At 47.4% G+C, this 22,072-nt stretch carries 19 protein-coding genes (1 of these 19 running past the window's edge); 12 read left to right on the plus strand and 7 right to left on the minus strand.

Annotated elements, in window-relative coordinates; translation table 11 throughout:
• The 3 genes from HP567_RS07090 to HP567_RS07100 all read right to left on the minus strand — a co-directional run.
• A protein-coding gene (locus tag HP567_RS07090; RefSeq protein WP_173611217.1) for a class I SAM-dependent methyltransferase crosses the window boundary here: on the minus strand, nt 1-555 show its 5' portion. 132 nt of this gene lie to the left of the window's left edge; 555 of the gene's 687 nt are visible here — the first part of the coding sequence; its start codon is at nt 553-555; its stop codon lies beyond the left edge, outside the window.
• A 130-nt stretch (nt 556-685) separates the two neighbouring features.
• Complete coding sequence (locus HP567_RS07095; protein ID WP_173611218.1) at nt 686-1,411, minus strand: hypothetical protein; 726 nt, start codon at nt 1,409-1,411, stop codon at nt 686-688.
• A gap of 13 nt (nt 1,412-1,424) precedes the next feature.
• Nucleotides 1,425-2,054 (minus strand): YczE/YyaS/YitT family protein, encoded by a 630-nt coding sequence (locus tag HP567_RS07100; RefSeq protein WP_173611219.1) that lies wholly within the window; start codon nt 2,052-2,054, stop codon nt 1,425-1,427.
• 121 nt (nt 2,055-2,175) lie between these two features.
• Between HP567_RS07100 and HP567_RS07105 the strand changes: the two genes are divergently transcribed.
• The 3 genes from HP567_RS07105 (at nt 2,176) to HP567_RS07115 (ending at nt 4,713) form a co-directional block, all read left to right on the plus strand.
• Nucleotides 2,176-3,159 (plus strand): LacI family DNA-binding transcriptional regulator, encoded by a 984-nt coding sequence (locus HP567_RS07105; RefSeq protein WP_173611220.1) that lies wholly within the window; start codon nt 2,176-2,178, stop codon nt 3,157-3,159.
• Between the two features lie 83 nt (nt 3,160-3,242).
• Complete coding sequence (locus HP567_RS07110) at nt 3,243-4,112, plus strand: AraC family transcriptional regulator (RefSeq protein WP_173611221.1); 870 nt, start codon at nt 3,243-3,245, stop codon at nt 4,110-4,112.
• Nucleotides 4,113-4,218: 106 nt separating this feature from the next.
• A complete protein-coding gene (locus HP567_RS07115; protein WP_173611222.1) occupies nt 4,219-4,713 on the plus strand; it encodes a GNAT family N-acetyltransferase in 495 nt (164 codons plus the stop codon).
• A 324-nt stretch (nt 4,714-5,037) separates the two neighbouring features.
• Here the strand turns inward: HP567_RS07115 and HP567_RS07120 are convergent, their stop codons facing one another.
• Nucleotides 5,038-7,134, minus strand: coding sequence for a sigma-54 interaction domain-containing protein (locus HP567_RS07120; RefSeq protein ID WP_173611223.1), 2,097 nt, complete (start codon nt 7,132-7,134; stop codon nt 5,038-5,040).
• Between the two features lie 217 nt (nt 7,135-7,351).
• On the opposite strand from HP567_RS07120, the gene HP567_RS07125 reads away from it, so the two are divergent.
• Together HP567_RS07125 and HP567_RS07130 are read left to right on the plus strand one after the other, a co-directional pair.
• Nucleotides 7,352-8,485: a M20 peptidase aminoacylase family protein gene (locus HP567_RS07125; protein ID WP_173611224.1), complete on the plus strand. Its 1,134-nt coding sequence runs from the start codon at nt 7,352-7,354 to the stop codon at nt 8,483-8,485.
• Nucleotides 8,486-8,515: 30 nt separating this feature from the next.
• Complete coding sequence (locus HP567_RS07130; protein ID WP_173611225.1) at nt 8,516-9,928, plus strand: YfcC family protein; 1,413 nt, start codon at nt 8,516-8,518, stop codon at nt 9,926-9,928.
• 99 nt (nt 9,929-10,027) lie between these two features.
• Here HP567_RS07130 and HP567_RS07135 read toward each other — a convergent pair whose 3' ends face one another.
• Nucleotides 10,028-11,386 carry a TrkH family potassium uptake protein gene (locus HP567_RS07135; RefSeq protein WP_173611226.1) on the minus strand — a complete coding sequence of 453 codons (1,359 nt, stop codon included), beginning with the start codon at nt 11,384-11,386 and terminating at the stop codon, nt 10,028-10,030.
• 396 nt (nt 11,387-11,782) lie between these two features.
• On the opposite strand from HP567_RS07135, the gene HP567_RS07140 reads away from it, so the two are divergent.
• The 5 genes from HP567_RS07140 (at nt 11,783) to HP567_RS07160 (ending at nt 17,762) form a co-directional block, all read left to right on the plus strand.
• Nucleotides 11,783-13,534, plus strand: coding sequence for an ABC transporter ATP-binding protein (locus HP567_RS07140; protein ID WP_173611227.1), 1,752 nt, complete (start codon nt 11,783-11,785; stop codon nt 13,532-13,534).
• 4 nt (nt 13,535-13,538) lie between these two features.
• Nucleotides 13,539-15,596: an ABC transporter ATP-binding protein gene (locus HP567_RS07145; RefSeq protein WP_173611228.1), complete on the plus strand. Its 2,058-nt coding sequence runs from the start codon at nt 13,539-13,541 to the stop codon at nt 15,594-15,596.
• Between the two features lie 74 nt (nt 15,597-15,670).
• Entirely contained in the window at nt 15,671-15,997 is a 327-nt protein-coding gene (locus tag HP567_RS07150; RefSeq protein ID WP_173611229.1) for a DUF1904 family protein, read from the plus strand.
• 237 nt (nt 15,998-16,234) lie between these two features.
• On the plus strand, nt 16,235-16,807 hold the full coding sequence (locus HP567_RS07155; RefSeq protein ID WP_173611230.1) for an RNA polymerase sigma factor: 573 nt from the start codon (nt 16,235-16,237) through the stop codon (nt 16,805-16,807).
• Nucleotides 16,788-17,762 (plus strand): hypothetical protein, encoded by a 975-nt coding sequence (locus tag HP567_RS07160; protein WP_173611231.1) that lies wholly within the window; start codon nt 16,788-16,790, stop codon nt 17,760-17,762. The genes HP567_RS07155 and HP567_RS07160 overlap by 20 nt, the downstream gene beginning before the upstream one ends.
• Before the next feature lie 140 nt (nt 17,763-17,902).
• Here HP567_RS07160 and HP567_RS07165 read toward each other — a convergent pair whose 3' ends face one another.
• The gene (locus HP567_RS07165; protein WP_173611232.1) at nt 17,903-18,826 is read right to left on the minus strand and encodes a DMT family transporter; all 924 of its coding nucleotides are present in this window, start codon (nt 18,824-18,826) and stop codon (nt 17,903-17,905) included.
• A 109-nt stretch (nt 18,827-18,935) separates the two neighbouring features.
• On the opposite strand from HP567_RS07165, the gene HP567_RS07170 reads away from it, so the two are divergent.
• Nucleotides 18,936-20,363 (plus strand): aminotransferase-like domain-containing protein, encoded by a 1,428-nt coding sequence (locus HP567_RS07170; RefSeq protein WP_173611233.1) that lies wholly within the window; start codon nt 18,936-18,938, stop codon nt 20,361-20,363.
• A gap of 53 nt (nt 20,364-20,416) precedes the next feature.
• Here the strand turns inward: HP567_RS07170 and HP567_RS07175 are convergent, their stop codons facing one another.
• The gene (locus HP567_RS07175; protein WP_173611234.1) at nt 20,417-21,130 is read right to left on the minus strand and encodes an alpha/beta fold hydrolase; all 714 of its coding nucleotides are present in this window, start codon (nt 21,128-21,130) and stop codon (nt 20,417-20,419) included.
• 178 nt (nt 21,131-21,308) lie between these two features.
• Here HP567_RS07175 and HP567_RS07180 point away from each other — a divergent pair, with 178 nt between their 5' ends.
• Nucleotides 21,309-21,968 (plus strand): Crp/Fnr family transcriptional regulator, encoded by a 660-nt coding sequence (locus tag HP567_RS07180; protein ID WP_173611235.1) that lies wholly within the window; start codon nt 21,309-21,311, stop codon nt 21,966-21,968.
• Nucleotides 21,969-22,072 lie beyond the last annotated feature (104 nt).

Raw genomic sequence — 22,072 nt, forward strand, 5'->3', positions numbered from 1 at the left:
ATAGTCCAAGCGAATCCATTTGTGAGAGAAAACGTATTTGCTTTCTAACAAGGAATAATACTGCGTAAGAAATTCGGGTGGATGAGGTGTTTCATATCCAGTCCCCATCGTCTCCATGATGACGATCGTGCCACCAGGACGAAGCACGCGCTTCATCTCCAGAATGATCTTTTCAAGATTGAGCTCGTTGTTGGGAACTTCAGAACTGGTGAGGTAACAGACCGTCCACCCTGCTACGATGACATCCGCGCTGTTATCGTCCGCGGGAATATTTCGATGATCCGCTACGCTGGTTTTCCAATTGGAAAGACCGGCTTGCGTCAGCTGTTGTGTATTCACTTCTAGCATGGAAGCGGAAGCATCCAGAGCCAGAATGGAATTGGCATGAGGGGCAAGCACAGACGTAAGTCTACCTGAGCCAGCTCCCAGATCGATCACGTCCTGTCCTTTGATAGGGGTGATTTCTTCGATGACAGCGAGCAGACTAGGTTGTCTGGAAATCATCAAATTGTACTGTTCCGCTTGAGTTTTGTAAATTTGTTCGTGGTTTGGCATCGTTCATCCTCCAGTTACTTGATCGTACTGGAAAATATGGTAAAGCCTCACGCCACGTGAAGGTCAAGAGATAGAAAAAAGGATTCCGCCTGCAAGTCTTATGAGCGACAGGGGAATCCTTCTTTTTCATTTAGGAACGGACAGAAATTAAATCTTTCGCCAGCGCTACCATCTGATCATGAAGGGTAGGGTCCAGTAGATTGCTTCCGGCGTGGTAAGCGAGATGATACAGAATTCCATCATCATAGAACTCCATCTCATGGGCGTTTGTGACGATCAGATTTACTGCGTGATTTTTATCATCATATTTGTAAAAGTTATACACATAAGAGCTGTTTGTCGTAATGATATGATGATAGAAAGTGATATCGTCGGTCAATGGCTCGACGCGCATGACGTTCCCAAACGAATCCAGTCCAGAAGCAGATGGCTTCACATGGGCCAAGGGGTTTTCATCTGTCTCCGTCATACGTACGATGAAGAAGTCTTGCGAAAGTGGTACTTCGTTATCCTGCGCGTATGTCAGCTGTAGCTGGTGTCGTATTTCTTTTTCGGAGCCTGAGGAGAATGAGACGAGATAGGCCAACTCTTTTTCGACAGGAAAAGGCAGCTTCGTTTTATCCAATTGCTTGATGCGGCTTTGGAGAGACGAAGGCAATAGCGGTGTTATTTCCTGAATACTCATCGGCTGGTAATGCTTCACGTTTTCAGGATCTTGGGTCAGTCTGTGAATTTCGCTCTGGGCAAAAACATCTCCGCCAGCTTTTACGAGACCAGTGGAAGAGGAGCAACCGCCAAGCAATAGAAACAGGCTCACTGCAAGCGAACACACAGCTTTTGGTCGAAAATTTCTCAAGGCTTTCCTCCTATTACGCCTCCGCCCCCTTCGTTTGATTGACGAGACGAAGCATTTTATTCCCGACGTTGATTGCTGCTTGAATAATGTAGCCAGTCGTAAACGACAGCACGACTGTTCCGTAATAAATCGGGCCATCTAACAGGAAGCTTGCGCTAAGAAACATGCACGCCAGCAAAATTTCTGTCCGTCTGAATGTCCACTTTAATCTTTTCGACATAACCAGTACAAATGCCTCTTGGGGAGCAGTGCACACTTGTGTACACACATACAACCCGATACCGCTGCCGATGCAAATGTTTCCGAGTGCCATGGTCAGAAGCGGCGGCAATGAACGGATAGCAGCCATGAGCCCATCGATGGACCCAATCAAATCGACAAAGACGGAGATCAGCACCATGACCAAAATGGCACCGACAGAAATATAACTGCGATCCATGAAAAGGACGATGATGACAAAGGTCAGGTTAATGGCAAACATCCAGAAGCCAATCGATATCCCGAAGTTTTGATACAGGGCAATAAACAGAGAATCATACGGGCTAAGACCAAAGGATGTAATGGTCGTCATCATGTTGATCCCGAGCGCCAAAATCAATAAGCCTACGATAAACAAGAGATATTCAAATTTTAAGCGAATCACAAAACACGACTCCTTTCATTCTACATAAGGAGAGCATAAGATGTGGAACGCTTTTCAGAGCAAGCGGAATGTGTTTTGATGTATGTAATTAGTACTGATCCGACTTCGAGGAGTAATCTGAGTGGCTAACATAAGAGAAATCGCAAAATTGGCAGGTGTATCCGTTTCAACCGTTTCCCGTGTGCTAAACAACCATCCGTACGTGAATGAGAAAAAACGCGCGGAGATTCTCAAGATTATTGAAGAACAAAATTATGTTCAAAACAGTAATGCGGTGCACCTTTCTACCGGAAAAACGATGGTCATCGGTGTGACATTGCCTCTCGTCAATAACCAATACTACAGCTCCATTATTGAAGGGATAGCAGCAGAAGCAGCCCAGCATCATTACAAGCTGATGGTGTGCCAAACGAATAACAATCCCGAGCAAGAACGCAGCGTTTTACACTTGCTCAAAAATAAAAAAATCGACGGGCTCATCATGTGTTCCAGATCCAGCTCTTGCGAAACGCTCAATGAATACGCAGGATACGGACCTATCATCACGTGTGAAGCAAATGATACCACATCTGTTTCGAGTGTTCATATCGACCACTATCAAACGTTTCTGATCGGGATGGAGTATCTGATGAAGAAGGGGCATCGCCGGATCGGGTATTGCATCGGCAGAAAGAACAGCTTTAACAGTCAGCATCGCAAACGTGCCTATTACGAAAAGCTACATTCGATTGACGTGACACCCTCTCCTGAGTGGTCATTTGAAGAGTGTTTAACGATCCAGGACGGCAAGGATGTCGTGAGGAAATTGCTGCAATCAAAAGAGCGGCCGACAGCAATGATCGTATCGTGCAATCATATAGCGGCAGGGATCATCAAAGAAGCCAGCAGATGGGGGATTCGCGTACCGGAAGACTTAGCCGTAGTCGGTTGCGATGATCAGCCAATCGGAGAATTACTAGAGATCACCACCGTATCCAGCTCCAGTATGTTGATGGGAACATACGCATTTGAGATGCTCCATGAGCGGATTTGGACACAGCAGTTGGATGGGAAAAAGGAAGAGAAGGAACTGTCGCCCGAATTGGTAGAGCGGCTGACGACGTAAAGCTAGAAAGATAGCACAGTTGATCAAAAAAACGCTCGGGATCTCCCGCATAATAAAGAAAAAATAGGTGAAGGAAGTCAAAGATGGACACGTACAAGCGGATTCAGGACGCGATTGATTTTGTAGAAGAGCATCTTCAGGAAGAAATGAACATCACAGATATTGCTTCACGGGCGCATTTCTCTGCGTTTCATTTTCAGCGGCTGTTTCAGGCAATCTCAGGCTTCGGCGTACAGGAGTACATTCGCAAGCGCAGGTTGTCGGAAGCTGCACTTGCGCTAAAACAGACAAGTGACAATGTGCTCGAAATTGCTGTGGCCTATCAATACCAGTCGCAGGAAGCATTGACTCGCGCTTTCGAAAAGCAGTTCGGGATTACACCTGGAAGATATCGCAAAGAAAATCATTCGCTGCCTTATCTAGCCAAGATGGACTTCTTGGCCTTTCGCCAAACGATCAAAGGAGAGATCACGATGAACAAACCGACGATCACGACATTGGATGAAATTTTAATCATTGGGCGCAGATACCGAACGAGTTTGCAGGAGGAAAAGTATTTCACGGACATCCCGGGCTTCTATCAAGCGTTTGGCAGCAATCAAGATTTTTTGCGGATTCCCAATAAAGCGGCGGCAGACATGTCGTACGGAATCTCCTGCGAATTTGAGGATGACGGTAGCTTTTCCTTTGTTGTAGGAGAGGCTGTGCATGGCTTTCCAGAAGAACTGCCTGAGGGCTTCATTTCACTTGCGCTGCCTTCGGGGAGATATGCGGAGTTCAAGGTGAACGGGGAGATCGATCTTGTGCAAAACACACGCAGGTACATTTACGGGACGTGGTTGCCGAATTCGAATTACGAGAGAGGCGAGGGACCCGATTTCGAAGTGACAGATGTGTGGGGCTCTCGTTTCCCAGATGCGATAAAGATGAGCATCTATATTCCACTAAAATAGCCACTGGCTCGCGAATTTTACATGACCTTCACACGCCATCCATTCCAGCTTTATACCTGTTTGCTATAGTGTAAATGTAAGAGCGAATGTACAGGAGGCGGGTAGGGTGGAAGTGCGGATTGAGCGCGTCGTAAGAGATGATTTTGCGGAAATGATTACGTTGGCGGATATGACATTACCCGATCGAATGAACTTGCATGAGCTGAAAAAGTATATGGAGCTGTTTCCTGAGCTGATTTTTAAGGCGACATACAACGGCCAGCTCATCGGTTTTAGCTGTGCCGGAATTGATATGTATCAGACGACTGGCTGGCTTCTGTTCAGCAATGTGAGCAAGGAGTTCCAAGGGCAAGGCATCGGCAAGCGGCTAATCGAAGCCAGACTGCAAGCCCTGCGCCAGTTTCCAACACTTCGTACCGTGCAGGTTACGGTGAGTGAAACGAATGCATCCTCTATTCGTGCGCTGTCTGCCTATGGCTTCCGTCTGGCTCATGCTGAGCAGGATTACTACGGGCCGGGCAAGCATCGGAATTTGATGGAGCTGCCTATTTTGCCTATGATTCAACCAGAAAAAATAGAGACGTCCATTGTGACTACTTAGATGGATTCATGAAAAAAGCGGAGGAGCTAAAAACTTGCCGCTTTTTTGTTTTTCATATGCTGTATCGATGCCGTAGTGGAGGGAAGAAGTGCATTTCCAGTCTGCGCTTCGGCCTACGCCCCGCAAAGGGGGTTGACTGGCCGCTCCGAAATGAATAGCGGGAGCGCTTCAAACGTTGAAGTTTCGAGGAAGTATCTCATAAGTGAAGCTGAAATTCCCCTCTATTCATTTCTACGCTGGGTAGGGCTCCAGAGGCGCTTGGACTGGAAATGCACTTCTTCCTACGTGGCTTCGGTCTCCACAATCGTAGGAAGACAACAATAATTACCGCTTCGTAGCAATCAGCAAAGTAGCTAACACCTGCTGCCCAAACGCAGTAATCTGCGTCCCTTGCTTCTTAACCCCAATCGAGACGCATCCAGAGCGGTCCAGCACGGTCAGCTTGTGTCTGATTTGGGCTTCAGTCATGGAGGGACCCTCCATTCTCGCGAGCAGGGCACTGCGTCCAATCCGTTCCTGACGTTGATAGCAATCGGACAGTACTTGCAGGATCGCCGCGTAGTCTACCAAGGCGCCTTGCCTGGATAAATACCGGATTGTATCTTCCAACTTATCATCCCGGTGAGAGAGAAGTGGCTGAGTAGAGACATGCCCCGCAAAAAAACGCTCTGGCAAATGAGACAGCTCCACCTGATTCCCCTCTGCGATGACGACTGCATAGTGAATGAAATTTTCCAGCTCGCGAATATTGCCTGGCCAATCGTAACGGAGTAGCTGTTCCGTCACTTCTCGTGAGAAGGACAGACGCTGCTTTTTTTTCTGCAAGAAATAATCGATCAGCACCAAAATATCATCGGGACGATCACGCAGGGGCTGGATGTGCAGAGGCAGAACGTTCAGTCTGTAATACAAATCCTCGCGAAATGTCCCTTTTTTGACCATTTCCATCAAGTTGCAATTCGTAGCCGCGATGACGCGGACATTGACTGGAATGACGCGATAGCCCCCTACGCGCATGACCTGCTTTTCCTGGAGAACGCGAAGCAATGACGCCTGAATGCTAAGCGGGGCATCCCCAATCTCGTCCAGAAAAATGGTTCCGTTGTGAGCCAGCTCGAATAGCCCCATCTTTCCGCCTTTTCGTGCCCCTGTAAAAGAACCCTCCTCGTACCCGAACAATTCGCTCTCTACCAAGCTCTCGGTCAGCCCTGCAAAATTGACGGGGACGAACGGACCGTCACGGCGCGTCGAGTGTTGATGGATGGCTTGGGCAAAAACTTCTTTCCCGGTTCCGTTTTCCCCTGTAATGAGAATCGTAAAGTCACTTTCGGCAAGCTTGGTCGCGACTCGCTTGTTGGCCTGAATAGACGGGCTTTTGCCGATGATATTGTCAAACGAGTACTTGGTCATTAGTCCGAGATTGGCACTCTTCGTCCGTATTTCCTGTTCGATCTGCTGTACCTTCGTCACGTCCTGAAAGGTAATGACAGCGCCAAGAAACTGATCATCCAAGAACGTGGGAATCTTGGTAACCAAGAGGTACAAATCGCGGTATTCCAATACTTGCTTCGTTACTTCCGTGTGTGACTCGACTACTTCCAGAATAAGAAATTCAGGAATGACTTCTGCTACATTTCGCCCGATGCAAGTTGCTTCAGTCATATGCAAAATTTTCTCGGCTTCCTTGTTCAGCACAGTGATATTCCCTGCGGCATCTGTACCAATAATGCCTTCATGAACGGCATTTAAAATGGAGCTCAGCTTTTCATTCAGCTTCCGTTCATTGTGTACCGAGTTGGTCAGCTTGCGCCCGATATGGACGAAATCACTGATGAAGTCAGCCGTGTACAGGTTTGCCTTATCTGGAGACAGATCAAGCAGGCGCGAAATATCAAAGATCGTCGTCAAATCCAAAGGGCGGTGCCCCAACTCAATGACGTTTTCGAAATGAGCAGGAATCAGCTCCCTGAGCCCATGACAGACAGCGACATCTATTTGGTCTTTTTCAGGGAGCGGAGTCTCGGTATCGGGTACGTAGGGTACAAATGTCAGATGAGAGAATCCGAGATGAAACAGTAGCTCGATCGCGCCTTCTACCATTTCGATAGAGTTGGAAACAAATAGACAGCGCGTTCCTGGCGGCAAGTCCATGAGTTGATCCAATTTGTTAATGTCAATCGTACGCCTTGCTAGCAGCACGGGGATGTCTGGTTGAGGAACTGGCTGATCTTGCAAAAGACTGGTATCAGAAACAAGGATGAGATCAACTTCATCGTACACACTCGGGTGAAGCCGTTCTTGCATGTGGTTTCGAATGATGGCCAAGCGGTTTCCGAAAAAAGACGTGAGCGTGTTTGCAAACAGCAAGCTGATCGTCTCCAGCCTGGTCATCAACAAGATGCATGGTTTCTGTTTTATCATGATGCGACTCCTTTATATCTGCCGAAAAGCTTTTAGATTTGGGTGAAAATATTGGATCAGATATCCGTAAAAACAACCTATATTATAACCTAAAAATCCTTAATTGTTCAGAAATGCTTAACTTTTATAACAATATGGTTTTGGCACAAATCTTGCTATACATTCGGTAGAGCAAACCAGATACTAGAGATAGACATCAGGGAGGATGATGAATCGGATGAATCCGTTCTTATACATGGACGAGCATCGCGACGAAATAGTGCGAACATACAAAGATTTGCATCAATTGGCGGAGCCGAGCTGGCACGAGGAGAAAACGGCGAGATATTTGCGGGAACGCATGGGGGCGGCCGGTATTGCCGTCACAGGCTTCGAGGGGCACCACGGCTTTTATGCGGAGATTCCTGGAGAGAGTGCTGAAATCGTGGCATTGCGCGCGGATATGGATGCACTTGTGCAGGAAGTGGACGGCGTGGTGAGACCGAATCACTCATGCGGACACGATGCTCACTCGACACTTGCTCTCTACAGTGCCCTGGCTATTCAAGCAAGCGGGGTGGTGCCGCCGAAAACGATGCGCTTTCTATTCCAGCCTGCTGAGGAGAAGATGGGCGGAGCCTTGCAGATGATGAAGGATGGTGCCCTCGAAGGCGTGACAAAGCTGATCGGCGTCCATCTGCGCCCGGAAATGGAAGTCCCGTATGGCAGCGCTGCTCCAGCGATTTTGCATGGATCGTCTAGCTCCATCAGGGGGACGATTACAGGTCTACAAGCTCACGGAGCACGTCCGGCGCTCGGAAAAAATGTCATCGAAGCCGCTTCGTTTTTGGTTCAGGCGTTGCAAAACATTCGTTTGGAAGACGGATGCTCTTTTTCCGTGAAGATGACTCAATTGCAAGCAGGGGGAGAAACGGTGAATGTCATCCCTGATCGAGCGACCTTTAGCCTCGATGTACGTGCACAGTCCAATGAAGGCATGGCCGAATTGCGAAGAAAAACCGAGCATGCCATGAGTCAGACAGGGGCTTTGATGGGCATGGATGTCGAGTGGGAATGGTCGGGAGTCACACCCGCTGCGGTCGCCAATGCGAGCATGATCCAAGTAGCGCAAAAGGCAATTGGGCAAGTGCTGGGTGAGGATAAAATTGCCGATATATGTGTAACGCCAGGCGGAGAGGACTTCCATTTTTACGCGATCCACCGCCCTGAGCTGGCTACCACGATGATTGGTCTGGGGTGTGGTCTCACACCTGTTCTGCATCATCCACAGATGACTTTTCAGACAGATGCCTTGATTTATGGGGCAAAAATCATGACAGCTGCGATTTATGAAGCAGCCCAACATTCTTAGAGAAGCGCTACACACGCAGGGGGTTACCTTATGACAGAGAGCAAGCAACTAAAAAAGAAAAGCTTACTTCGGCTAGACGCCTACGTCCTTTTGTTTTGCATTTTACTTGTATGTGCATTGGCTACCTATGTGGTCCCGACAGGAGAATTTGAGCGTGTAAAAAACGGCAACGTGACGACAGTTGTCCCGGGCAGCTATCATGCGGTGGAGCCGAATCCTACAGGTTTTATCGAGTTTTTTACCGCGATACAGACAGGGATGGTCAAAGGCGCGCCGATCATCTTCCTCGTTTTGTTTACAGGAGGGGCTTTAGCTGTTTTGGATAAGACAGGTGCACTCAACGCAGCGATTTTGACTATGGTCCGAAAACTGGGACATAGAGAGTGGCTGCTGGTTATTTTGATCACTTCCGTCTTTTCCGTACTGGGTACGTTGGGTGTGATCGTCAACTCCGTCATTGCCTTCGTTCCACTCGGCATCATGATTGCGAGAGCGATGAAAATGGATGCGATCTTCGGTGTGGCTCTGATTTATCTGGGGGTGTATGCCGGATTTAATACGACAATCGCTTTTCCGGGAACACTGGGCTTGTCTCAAGAAATTGCGGAGCTGCCGCTGTTTTCGGGTATCGGATACCGCACCATCATTTATGTTACGTTTGTGATCGTTACCATCCTGTACATCGGGCGTTACGCGCGTAAGGTTCGTCAAAACAACAGTATCTTGGAGGGTGAGCTCTTTCCTTCTGATAGTGGTTCAACCACGATGGAAGTAGACACGAAAAATGTTGATTTTACTACGCGTCACAAATTGATCCTTGCGTTTACGGGGATCGTTCTGATTGGTTTTATCGTCTGCACGATCTTGTTCAAATGGGACGTAAACGAGATGTCCGGAATCTTTATTTTTATTGCGATCGGGGTAGGCTTGCTCAACAAGATGAGTGGCAACGATATCGCCAAAACGTTCTTAAAAGGCTGTCAGGGACTGATTTATGGGGCTTTGATTGTCGGTATGGCACGTGCGGTCACGGTCATTTTGGAAGATGGGAAGTTCCTCGATACCATCGTGTACGGGCTTGCTACCGTTCTGGAGCCGCTTTCCCCGATGGCTGGGGCAATTGGGATGTTCCTCGGAAGCGCCGGGCTGCACTTCTTGATTTCGTCCGGTTCAGGTGAAGCCGTTATGTTGATGCCGTTGTTGGCACCATTGGCTGACCTGATGGGCATTACGCGCCAGGTAGCAGTCGAGGCACTGATGCTCGGAGAAGGTGTGGTCAACTGTATTAACCCGACCTCAGGTGTTCTGATGAGTATATTGGCGATGAGTGGCATTTCTTACGGCAAGTGGCTGAAGTTCATGCTTCCACTCACAGCGGTATGGACAGTCCTCTCCATCGTATTTATCGTGATCGGGGTCCTGATTAACTGGGGCCCGTATTAATCCGACATTCGATGACAAGAAAGACTTGTCCTCTGCCAGCTTTCTGATGCTAGAAAAAAATCCCCCAACGGCTACTAGCTTTGGGGGATTTCCTTTTCTCTATTGACCAATGATAATGCGTTCTTTCGGATAATGGTAGCGTACGATTCGGTCATTGCGCTTCAAGAAGAGGAGCAAATTGATAATCCCGATACGTCCGATCATCATCGTAATAATCAGAATGAGCTTGCCGCCTATGCCCATCTGAGCCGTTATCCCGGTAGACAATCCGGTCGTACCGAATGCAGAGCAGACCTCGAACAAGACGTGCTGGAAAGGTAAATCCTCCAGCCAGACGAGTAGCATGACCGCTGTGAACACCAGGATGATCGCGATGAAAAAGACAGTGAAGGAGCGCTGAATGTCCTCATCAACGAGTTCTCTTCCGAACACCTTTACTTCCTTGTAGCCACGCATGTTGGCAAAAACCGAGGCAATCAGGACGAAGAACGTCGTGGTGCGTATCCCACCGCCCACGCTGCTCGGCGAGGCGCCAATGAACATCATCCCGGAGAGCATGATGAGTGTTGTGGTCGACAAGAGGCTGATATCCATCGTAGCCAAGCCGCCGCTTCGCGAAGAGACGGAGTGAAACAACGAATAGAACAACATTTCATGCCAGGTCTTATCGGCCAAAAATTGATTTCGTTCAAAAACGAAAATGAGCAGGGCACCAATGGCGATCAAGGAAAAGAACGTCAGTGTCGTAATCTTGGTGAAGAGCGAAAAGGTGAAACGCACTTTTGCACGGCGATAGGAAAAGTACGTTCTCAGTTCCACGAGGACGGGAAACCCGATCGCTCCACAAATAATCAAGATCATCACGATAGTCTGAAACACATAATCGTGGGTAAAGTCGAGCATGGAGTTTCCGTGCAGGTCAAACCCGGCATTCGTAAAAGCACTGACAGAGGCAAAGTAACCGTGGTAGAACGCGGTGTACCAGTCGTCGTAGTAGCCGGCGTAAATAAAATGACTGCCTAACAGGATGGTTCCCACTAGCTCGATCAAGAGTGCAATCACGAGAATATTGCGCATCAGGTCGACCAGACCGGACAATGTGGAGCGGTTGTGGTCCGTCGCGATCCAGATGCGCTGTTCCAGACCGATTTTTTGGCCCATGAGGATCCAGATGAACGTTCCCAGTGTCATGATTCCGACCCCACCAACCTGGAAGAGCAACGTAAGAAAGAGAATCCCCCACTGGTTGAAAACCTCATGAATCGTAATGACAGTCAGCCCGGTAACGCTGATGGCACTCGCCGCGGTAAACAAAGAGTCAATAAAAGAAAGAGAGGCTCCCGGCAAATGAAAAAACGGCAATGACAGAAGAAACGCTGAGATCAGAATGAGCCCAACGTAGGCGAACACGATGATTTGAACAGATGTCAATCGACGCTTTTGATTGGATGATAACAAAATAAATGGCCTCCTGAATAAGCTTCATGAGGATTATCATACCAAATAAATGAAGGGAAGCAAAAGCACGGAAAAGATCAGTTGACAATGTATCCGCAATAATGGTAAAGTTCAGAAGTATTTATTGGAAATTCAAAATATTAATGGAAAGGTGGGCTAGTCATGAAAAGAATTGTACGCATGGGTCATCCATACAAGGGCATACATGACGTAACCCCACCATTGATACGAGCGTAGTATCGTTTTTTTGATCTCGTTAACATGGCGTAGGTTACCTTTTGTAGCCTGCGCCTTTTCTATTTTTGTTGAGGAAAAGGCATGTTGCTCACGGGCGATGTGTCTTTTTTGTCCCTAAAAAAGGCACCCAGCCAGCTAAAGAGAGGGGAGAAACAAAAGATGTTCTCGGTTTTGGCAAAGCTTGATTGGTTTTTCAAGGAGCATTGGAAACGTTATACGGTCGCTATTCTGCTATTGATTCTAGGCGGCCTACTGGAGATTATCCCTCCAAAAATCATCGGGGTGGCTATTGATGAGATTCACCTGGGGACGCTAACTGGAGAGCGGCTGGTATCCATTTTGCTGTTTTTCGGCGTATTGTCTGTCGCGATTTATTGGGTCAATTTTATCTGGATTCGCCAGCTGTTCGGGGGAGCGTTTCTGGCGGAACGGACGTTGCGTTCGAAGCTTATGACGCATTTTTTGCGGATGACGCCAACGTTTTATCAGCGCAATCGTACCGGTGATCTGATGGCGCGAGCGACAAATGACCTCAAGGCTGTCTCAATGACGACAGGCTTCGGGATTTTGACGATGGTGGATTCGCTATCTTTTACAGGGGCAATCGTGCTGACAATGGGCTTTTTGATCAGTTGGAAGCTGACCTTAGCGGCGATCCTTCCATTGCCGTTCATGGCCTATATCATCAAGCAGTATGGGAAAAAAATTCACGAGCGATTTTCAACCGCACAATCCTCGTTTGGCGAGCTAAACGATCGCGTACTGGAATCTGTCTCTGGTGTTCGTGTGATTCGAGCTTACGTACAGGAAATGGCGGATCAGGAGCGCTTTCGTCAAAAAACACATGAAGTGTATCAAAAAAATATCGATGTAGCGAGAATCGATTCGTTGATTGAGCCGACCGTCAAAATATTGGTTGGGATCAGTTATATGATCGGCTTGATCTACGGTGGCTATCTTGTGTTTCAAAGAGAACTGACCTTGGGAGAGCTGGTCTCGTTTAACGTCTATCTAGGGATGCTCATTTGGCCGATGTTTGCGATTGGCGAATTGATCAATGTAATGCAGAGAGGAAGTGCCTCGCTGGATCGGGTCAATGAAACCTTGGCTTACGAAGCCGATGTGACGGATCACGACAGACCGGTTCATGTGGCAGTACCAGAAGTCATTCGGTTCGATTCCGTGACATTCCGCTATCCATCTGCGCAGGTTGACCAACTAGTGGATGTCTCCTTTACTCTTGGCCGGGGGCAAACGCTAGGAATCGTCGGGCGTACGGGAAGCGGGAAATCCACGCTGGTGCGACAATTGCTTCGCGAATTTCCGGTAGGACGGGGAGCCATCAGTGTTTCGGGAGAGGCGCTAGAACAGATCAGCCTGGATAACATCAAGAGCTGGATTGGCTATGTACCGCAGGAGCAGATTCTGTTCTCGAAGACAGTCCGCGAAAACATCCTGTTCGGGAACAACGAGGCAACAGAAGAACAATTACAGGAAGTATTGAAGCAGGCAGCGTTTGCTAGGGATGTGCAACTACTGCCTGAAGGCTTGCAAACGCTCGTTGGTGAAAAAGGCGTAGCCCTTTCTGGCGGGCAAAAACAGCGGGTCTCGATTGCCCGTGCTCTTTTGGTCAATCCGGAGATCTTGATTCTCGATGATGCCATGTCAGCGGTGGATGGAAAAACCGAAGCGGAGATGATCGCCAATATTCGCCGGGAGCGTGCAGGTAAAACAACGCTGATCACCACACATCGCTTATCGGCCGTCCAGCATGCAGATTGGATTCTCGTCATGGACGAAGGGCGAATCGTCGAGGAAGGTACACATGCACAGCTAGTGGAGCTGGGTGGTTGGTATAAAGAACAATTCGAGAAACAGCAGATTGAAGCGACGCTGACAGAAAGCGGGTGAATGAATGACGACAGGGAAAAGGCTAGTCCATTATGCATCCATTTTTAAAAAGACGATCCTTCTGGCGATATTGATGCTGTCCATCTCGGTTGGGGCAGAACTGACGGGACCGTTTTTGGCAAAAAAAATGATCGATACGCACATCATGGGCATTGAATTCCCGTGGTATGAGACGGCACAGCGTGAGGATTCCGTGTTATACAAAGGGAAGTACTACACGAGACAGGACCACTTGGCAGCAGGGGAGAGCACAGGTGGGGAAGTTCGTGTTTTACAAGTGGGTCGCGACTATTATTTCTTGAATCAGGCGATTTCGTATGATGGGCAGCGCTCCATTGAGGATGGGAAGCTCGTCATTGTCAAAGGTGCGGATCGAGCGGAGTATCAGGCCATTCTCTTAAGCAATCAGGAGATATTCGAATTTTTCCGGCCAGAGACAAGCGGCCTGCTCACACTGGCTGCTCTCTATTTCGGACTATTGGTAGTTGCCTCACTTTTCCATTATGGGCAAAAATTTTTATGGCAAAAATCAGCGAATCAGGTCATCGAGAGACTGCGTATTGACGTGTTCGCGCATATTCAACGATTACCGATTCAATATTTCGATCATCTCCCTGCCGGGAAGGTGGTTGCTCGTGTTACAAACGATACGGAGGCAATCCGGGAGCTGTTTACGAATGTGCTCGGCAACTTTATTACGAGCGGGATTTATTTAGTCGGTATTTTCGCAGCGCTGTTCTTGCTTGATGTACGGCTCGCGCTCGTTTGTCTAGTCATTTTGCCAATCATGGTCGTGTGGATTTACTTGTACCGCAAGTACGCCTCTGCATTCAACCATGTCATTCGGGCACGCATCAGTGACATCAACGGAATGATCAACGAGTCGATCCAAGGGATGCCGATCATTCAGGCATTTCGCAGAGAAAAGGAAACGATGCGGGAATTCGGCGAACTAAACGAAGAACTGTTCACCTATCAAAATAAAATGCTACGGCTCAATGCGACCGCTTCGTTTAATCTGGTTCAGTTCATCCGCAATATCGCGTTTGTGTTGTTCATCTGGTATTTCGGCGGAGCGTCCCTCGGTATAGGTACACTGCTCTCGCTTGGTGTCCTCTACGCATTCGTCGATTATCTCAACCGCTTGTTCCAGCCGATGACACAAATCGTCAACCAACTGGCGAACCTGGAGCAATCTCTCGTTGCGGCATCACGTGTTTTTGAACTGCTGGATGAAGAAGGCGTTGACGTTGATCCTGTAAAGGTTCCGTGCTATCAGGGGAATGTCCGTTTTGACGATGTTTCTTTTGCCTACAAAGACGACCAATATGTGTTGAAAAACATTTCATTCGAAGCTTGGCCAGGAGAGACAGTGGCACTGGTTGGTCACACAGGCTCGGGAAAAAGCTCGATTATCAATCTGTTACTCCGCTTCTATGATGTAAACAGAGGAGCGATTATGATTGATGGGCGCAATGTCAAGTCGTTTTCCAAACAGCAGCTTCGCCAGCATATGGCTATTGTTTTGCAGGACCCGTTTTTGTTTACAGGAACAATTCGTTCCAATGTGAGTCTGGATGATCCGTCGATTTCTCCGGAAAAAGTGGAGAAGGCCTTGTGTGATGTAGGGGCAGACCAACTGTTCCGCAGTCTTCCGCAAGGATTCGATGAACCTGTTATCGAGAAGGGTAGCACGCTTTCACTCGGACAGCGTCAGTTGATTTCGTTTGCGCGTGCTCTCGCATTTGACCCGGCTATCCTCATTCTGGATGAAGCGACTGCCAGCATTGACACGGAAACAGAGGGCATTATTCAAAATGCACTTGAAGTGTTGAAAAAAGGGAGAACGACCTTCATCATTGCTCATCGCCTGTCTACGATCAAAAATGCAGATCAAATTCTCGTACTGGATCGAGGCAGAATTGTAGAGCGAGGAAAGCATGAAGACTTGATGGAGAAGCAAGGCAGGTACTATCAGATGTATCAATTGCAGCAAGGGAACAAAGAAGTGCGGGTGCAAGAGGCAGTAGGTAAGCACGGGAGCGCTGCAGCTCTTACCTAGTTTTTATCTACTCTTTTTGCTTCTTGAACGGTAAGATAGAGCATAGAAGTATGGACTTTTCAGGAGGGATCATCATGCCACATCTTATCGTTCGAGGCATTCAAGCTGAACAAATGGCTACGATTAGCGAACCGCTTGCAGTGGAGCTTGCTGCACTCTGCCAATGCGGTACAGACAATTTCACAATCGAATGCTTGCATACAACAGGCGTTTTTGGCGGGAAGATCGTGGAGTCGTTTCCTTTTATCGAAGTAGCCTGGTTTGAGCGGGGACAAGAAATTCGTGACCAGTTTGCCCAAATTGTAACGAAGCATGTCTTATCTCTTGGCATCCCAGAAGTGGAAATGGCATTTGTCGCTTATCAAAAAGAAAGCTATTACGCCAACGGAGAGCATTTCTAAAGAGCAGCCGACAGGTGCTGTCGATTTCCCGGGAAAGAATCAAGACATTCGACAAAAGTATAGACAAATAAATGAATGCAAGCATGGAATAAGGGTGTTCCTTCCTGTAGTACGAGGTTCTTCGTACGAGACGGGTGGAACACCCTTTTCATTTTATTAGCAGAACCAAAAATTTCTAAAATAGGTGTCACAAACAAAAGATGCCAGTTGTTATTCATAGTGAGAGGAGGGCAAACCGTGGAAAAAACAGAGATAGAGCGCCTGCTGATCGAAATAAAAGCGGGTTCTCTTGAGCAATACGAACTCATCATCGATCACTATCAACAACCGATCTTTACATACTGCTATCACATGCTCGGTCATCGCCAAGATGCGGAAGACGCTGTCCAGGAAGTTCTGTTTCGTGCCTACGAGCATCTTGACCAGTATACGTACTCGCTGTCATTTTCTGCATGGCTGTACCGGATCGCTTACAACCATTGTGCGAATGTACTAAAGCGCAGGAAATTAAGTCGCGTGTTGCCCTTTTTGTACAACCGTGATCAGGATGGACGCAATTATGTCGAGGAGAGCATCGACAGCAATTATCTCGGAGAGCCGATCGAGCGTATTTGGAAACGGCTGTCCGCTGAAGAACGAACACTCATTTTCCTGCGTGTGCTAGAGGAAAGAGAGTACGAGGAAATATCGGAGCTGATGGACAAAAATCCTGCGGCTCTGCGCAAGCAATTCGAACGCGTTTTGAAAAAGTGCAAACGTTATTTGCCAACGATGGAAGGGGTGGCCGCTAATGGACAAAAATCCGTTTAATCGCATGCAAGACATGCTGAGAGCGAAGCCAGTCCCGAAAGTCGATGTCAAACATAAAGTCATGGCAGCAATTCGCGCCAAGGAAAACAAGGAGGAGAATGTCGTGAAAAAGAAAATAGGTTTACTGGTCACTGTAGGTATGCTCGTTGGAGCGTCTTCCGTATGGGCGGGAGTAGAAATGATTCAATTGAAAAATGAGAAGGGCGAAGTAGTTCTAAAGCTTAAACAATTGAGTATGCAAGAACAGCAACAAAAGATACAACAGCTCCCCCCTGACATAAAGGATCAGATCAAGAATCGAAATGCAGAGATTTTTAAACAGTTGGATACGGGGGAACAAATCGTCAATGGATTAAAACCTGGCGAAGTGGTTGCCATTTATTGGCCGCTGACAAAACTTCAGTTGGAATCAAATCCAAACAGTACTCCGTTCGTAGATGTTCGATCCAAGCCTTTTACCTATACAACATGGGAGAACATGGAACAAAAGGTTGGCCATCTGTTCAAGGTACCGGCAGAGCTGGGGACGGATTTCAAGTTTGTAGCAGGTGAAGCGATCTATCTTCCAAGTGACAAGTATGATGAGAAAGCGATGAAAGAGGAACAAGAAAGAACGAAAAAAGAATACGTGGTACAACCAATTCCATTATCAGACAAGCTTCGTGATGCAGAGATTGAGTACAAGGGCCAAAAAGGAAGTGCTTTCTTAGAAGTTTCCATCCTGGGTGACAACAATAAAAGTGGAGGTACACTTGCGGAGAATTTGGAGAAAGTCATGATTGACGACAATGAAGCCGTGTACTCCACTTTCGTACCTGAAAATGGGGACACCGTTCACTCTTTGGATTGGGTGAAAAATGGGACAAAGATTAACTATAGCTTGAGAGCCAAGATGAGTGTAAGTACGAAAGTAGAGCTGCTGAAAATGGCGGAACAAATCAATCAAGCAAAATAATGAGAAATTCCTTCAGAGAAAGTGGCATCCAAAGACGAGTTGATCAAAACACCGAGCAGATCAACGATACGAAATAACCATATTCCTAAAAGAGGAGTACCACAAAGCACAGTTTGGCTTGTGGTACTCCTTTTCTTTCGCTAATTGCTTACATCACGTAGCTTGTTTGCCTTTTTGCCCATCAACTGTTTCAAGCCATCCATATTAATCAGGATAATCCCGACAATAATCGTGATTCCCCCTGCTAACGACAGGAGATAAAGCGGTTCATTGTACAGGATGACGCCCAAGCTTAAGGCAATCAACGGAGAGATATAGAGCCACGTGGATGGAAACACAGGGTTGGTTTTGGCAACAAGCCAATAGAAAATGGTGTGCCCCATCATGGAACCAACGAAGACCAAGTACAGGAGCGAGAGGATCGCATTAGCCGTGAGCATCGATTCGATATGCACTTGCTCTGTAAATAACGATAAAACAAGCAGCATGGCTCCTCCATACATCATCTGTGCCGCATTCAAAGCGATGGGTGAGGTATCTTGAAACCGTTGGATGACGCTCCGGGAGTATACTGCACCAGCAGAATAAAAGATTTCCCCGAATATGACTGCCATGCACCCTGCAAGCCAAAGGAGACTGAATGAGATGGTCACACCGGGTAAAATCAGCAAAAAGACACCGACAAAGGCAACCAAGCAACCCGCCAACGCAATACCGGGGGGCTTTTGCCGAGTAATACCGGTCTGAAGCAGCATCACCATGAGAGGGCCTGTTGCAGATAATATCGCTGCAATTCCTGAACTTACATGCTGCTCTGCCCAATACAAGGGGGCAAATGTCCCGAACGTCAAGCCGATACCGGTAAGGAGCATTTCTTTATGAAACAGCAGCGAGAGACGCGCCTGTTTTTTCCAGAGCATGAATGAAAATAAAATGACACCTGCCAGAAAGAACCGAAGTCCTCCTGAGAAAAACGGCGGAGCTCCAGCATCGATCCCGACTTTGATTGCCAGAAAAGTCGTTCCGAATATCAAGCACATGACCACATAATTAAGCAGTACCATTATGATTCCTCCCTTTTCCTCATCATAAGGGGAAGGGAATAGAACAGATGAAATAGAATAGAACAGATACAGAGATCCATCCATTATCATGGGGGAAGGGGGGAGCGGCATGAAAAGGAAGGCTCTTTCAAACAGTCATTCTGATAAGCTGTTCGAACAAGTGTATGACTATCTTCTGGACCGAATCAGACGCGATGAGTGGAGGGCACATGAAAAGCTCCCATCTGTTCGAACGTTGGCGTTGGAATTGAATGTGCATCGCCTGACGGTTTTTAAAGCATTTCAATTATTAAAGCAAAACCGCCATGTGTACGTGAAGGATAAGTCGGGGTATTATGTACAACCGAGCAGCCTGTTGCCAGTGGAGTCGATGAATGATCCAATCGTTTCTGCCTATGTGCACAAGAGTTATCTTTCGGAAATTCATCAGGTGCAGGCGACCTATCAATTTTCCAAAGCATTGATCGAACCTAATTTATTGCCGAATCATTACTTTTCCGAGTACGTGAAGAAAGTGTTTGATCTGTATCCAAAAGTGCTGGGTACCTACTCAACCACACAGGGAGATCAGGAGCTGCGGGAAGCACTGTGCAGCTATTATGTTAGCCGTAATCATTTTCACCTGACCCCCGATGAGCTGATGATTACATCTGGTTCGCAGGAAGCGATTGATTTGGTTGCCAGAGTCCTTGTAAAGCCGCGTGATGTCGTGTTGATTGAGAGACCTACGTACAGTCCGGCCATCGATGTATTCGGAAGACAGGGCGCCAACATGATTTCCATCGAGATTTCGCCGGATGGCTATGATTTGGAGCAGGTTGAACTGTTGATGCAAAAAGAAAAACCACGCCTGTTTTATCTCAATCCGACCTTTCATAATCCGACAGGGTATACGGTTCCCGCTGAACAACGGAAGAGACTGGTGGAGCTGGCTGCGAAGTATCAGTGTCTGATCGTAGAGGATGATCCGTGCCGCGATATTTACTTCGGTGACGAGCCTCCACTGCCGTTTTTTTCTTACGACACGGCAGGCTATGTCATCTATCTGCGCAGCTTTAGCAAGTACATCGGGCCGGGGTTGAGTATTGCGACTGTGGCATGCCGTCCATCTATTATGAATTATTTGATTCAGGCAAAATCACTATCCGACAGTGGGGCGCCCCTGCTGAATCAAAAGATTTTTTTGCATTATTTCTTCTCCGAACGGATGCAGCAGCATTTGGCGAAGCTGCGGATTGCATTGGCCATTCGCCGGGATATTATGGAGGAAGAGCTGTCTGTGACCGACTGGGAGTGGTCCAGTCCACCAGGAGGCTTTAATTTATGGGTGAAGCTGCCTGATTCAGTCCCGATGGATAGTCTTTTGGCGAAATGCATAGAACAATCGATTACGTTTGTGCCCGGTGCGATCTGTGATCCGCTGCGGGAGTTAAGCTCTTGGATACGCATCAGTTATTCCTATTTGAATGAACAACAGTTGCGGGATGGAATGCAAAGACTCGTCAGTACGGTTCGTCAGTTGAATATAGAGGAATAGGAATGAAGCAAGGCTGCCGACATTGATGGTCGACAGCCTTGTTTTTGGTGATTTTATAATTTGCTGACTAGATCGAGATGATTTACCAGCTCTTCTGGCTTCGACAAGAAAGGCGCATGATCGGCTTCCATTGTAAACACCTTGCTGCAAGGTGTTTCTGTATTCATTCTTCGTTGGAAATCGATTGGAATTGCGTTGTCTAATGTTGTTTCAATATAGATGCGATCGACACTTCCGAATTTCTCTTCCGTAATTTGTACTGGTTGTGTAAACGGCGCGAGCGCTTGGGGACGGCAACGCTTCATCGAAGCCAGCCGCAGTGTCTCATCCTCAACCGCGTTGAAAAATGTTTCTTCTACAGTCTCGAGCTTTGGAGCCAGTGTCATGTCGGCTTCATTCAATTCGAATTCCGGGCCTTTTTCTCCTTCTGACTTGCTTATGAGACTTTCCCCGTTTTTCGGCAAGAATGCGCAAAGGTAGACGAGCTTATCAATTTGGTCATGTGCTTTTTCAGCGGTTTGCGTAATGACTACGCCACCCATGCTGTGTCCGACAAGGATTACTTTTTCGTTTTGTTGCTTGATCAGGTCGGATACTTTCTCTACGTAGAGATCCAGTGTCACTTGCTCTGGAGGTGTCATGTCTTGTCCACTTCCAGGTAAGTCCAATGTCGCGACCTTGTGTCCCAATGCTTCCAGCTCAGGTTTTACTTTTTCCCATACCCATTCACCTTGGCATGCTCCATGAACCAATACATACGTACTCATATACATACATCTCCTTCGTTTCATGATGATCGTTCGTTAGTGTTAACGAAGCGATTTCTGCTTAACCAGCGTGTTCTTGTGTTCGTGCCTCTTGAGTGCAATAATAATAAAAATCTGTATCGGTAATCTGTGACTTTGTCACCAAGTTATTTTTTTCACAAGGAGGTTCTTCGTCCATATGCAAAAGGAGCAGATTGCGGAAGTCCTTGCACGTTTTCCAAGTCTGGCGGGACTTACTCCAGAAGAATGGCAAGAGGAGGGAATCTCCATCACTACGGTTCCAGCCAACTTTACCATTGATGAAGGCGAGTTTTTGGAGAATGCGCCATTAATCTTGGATGGGTTGGTTCGTATTTTTAAACTGAGCAGCGATGGGAGAGAGGTTACCTTGTACAGGCTATCGGCTGGCGAATGCTGCCCACTTATCGCGTCTAGCATATTGGGAGAAACAGTGTATGAAGCCTCGGCTTGTGTGGAGAAGCCGAGTATGGTCCTGAACGTCCCGACGAAGATTTATAAGAAATGGATCGAGAAGCATCAAGGCTTTCGCCAGTATATTTTTCAATCTTTTGCGCGGCGATTGATCATCATGTCGAACTTGATTGACGACATTAACTTTAAGTCTATTCGAGTGCGGATTTGCGAATATTTGATCGAGCATACGAGTGCGGAGAATGATTCGCTCGCCATTACCCATGATCAGTTGGCAATTGAGCTGGGGACTGCTCGTGAAGTGATTAGCCGGACACTAAAGAAAATGGAAAAAGAAGGGCTACTGCGTGTTGGGCGGGGACAAATTACGGATATTCAACGTTTTAGACTGCCTATAGTCGAATAATCCCTATTTGAAAATATAAAAATTTTAGGAAGCGACATGTACTGTGTTATACTGAGTCTACCATTTACTGTTCTGTAGCATTCCCTACTCGATTTACGTGAGTA

Source organism: Brevibacillus sp. M2.1A, from assembly GCF_013284355.2.
Classification (GTDB): Bacteria; Bacillota; Bacilli; order Brevibacillales; family Brevibacillaceae; genus Brevibacillus.

Excerpts from the sequence above, each read along its gene's own strand:
- HP567_RS07150 (WP_173611229.1), top strand. The coding sequence starts at position 15,671 with ATGCCACATCTTATCGTTCGAGGCATTCAAGCTGAACAAATGGCTACG.
- HP567_RS07110 (WP_173611221.1), top strand. The coding sequence starts at position 3,243 with ATGGACACGTACAAGCGGATTCAGGACGCGATTGATTTTGTAGAAGAG.
- HP567_RS07170 (WP_173611233.1), top strand. The coding sequence starts at position 18,936 with ATGAAAAGGAAGGCTCTTTCAAACAGTCATTCTGATAAGCTGTTCGAA.
- HP567_RS07140 (WP_173611227.1), top strand. The coding sequence starts at position 11,783 with ATGTTCTCGGTTTTGGCAAAGCTTGATTGGTTTTTCAAGGAGCATTGG.
- HP567_RS07145 (WP_173611228.1), top strand. The coding sequence starts at position 13,539 with ATGACGACAGGGAAAAGGCTAGTCCATTATGCATCCATTTTTAAAAAG.
- HP567_RS07180 (WP_173611235.1), top strand. The coding sequence starts at position 21,309 with ATGCAAAAGGAGCAGATTGCGGAAGTCCTTGCACGTTTTCCAAGTCTG.
- HP567_RS07165 (WP_173611232.1), bottom strand. The coding sequence starts at position 18,826 with ATGGTACTGCTTAATTATGTGGTCATGTGCTTGATATTCGGAACGACT.
- HP567_RS07125 (WP_173611224.1), top strand. The coding sequence starts at position 7,352 with ATGAATCCGTTCTTATACATGGACGAGCATCGCGACGAAATAGTGCGA.
- HP567_RS07175 (WP_173611234.1), bottom strand. The coding sequence starts at position 21,130 with ATGAGTACGTATGTATTGGTTCATGGAGCATGCCAAGGTGAATGGGTA.
- HP567_RS07120 (WP_173611223.1), bottom strand. The coding sequence starts at position 7,134 with ATGATAAAACAGAAACCATGCATCTTGTTGATGACCAGGCTGGAGACG.
- HP567_RS07160 (WP_173611231.1), top strand. The coding sequence starts at position 16,788 with ATGGACAAAAATCCGTTTAATCGCATGCAAGACATGCTGAGAGCGAAG.
- HP567_RS07130 (WP_173611225.1), top strand. The coding sequence starts at position 8,516 with ATGACAGAGAGCAAGCAACTAAAAAAGAAAAGCTTACTTCGGCTAGAC.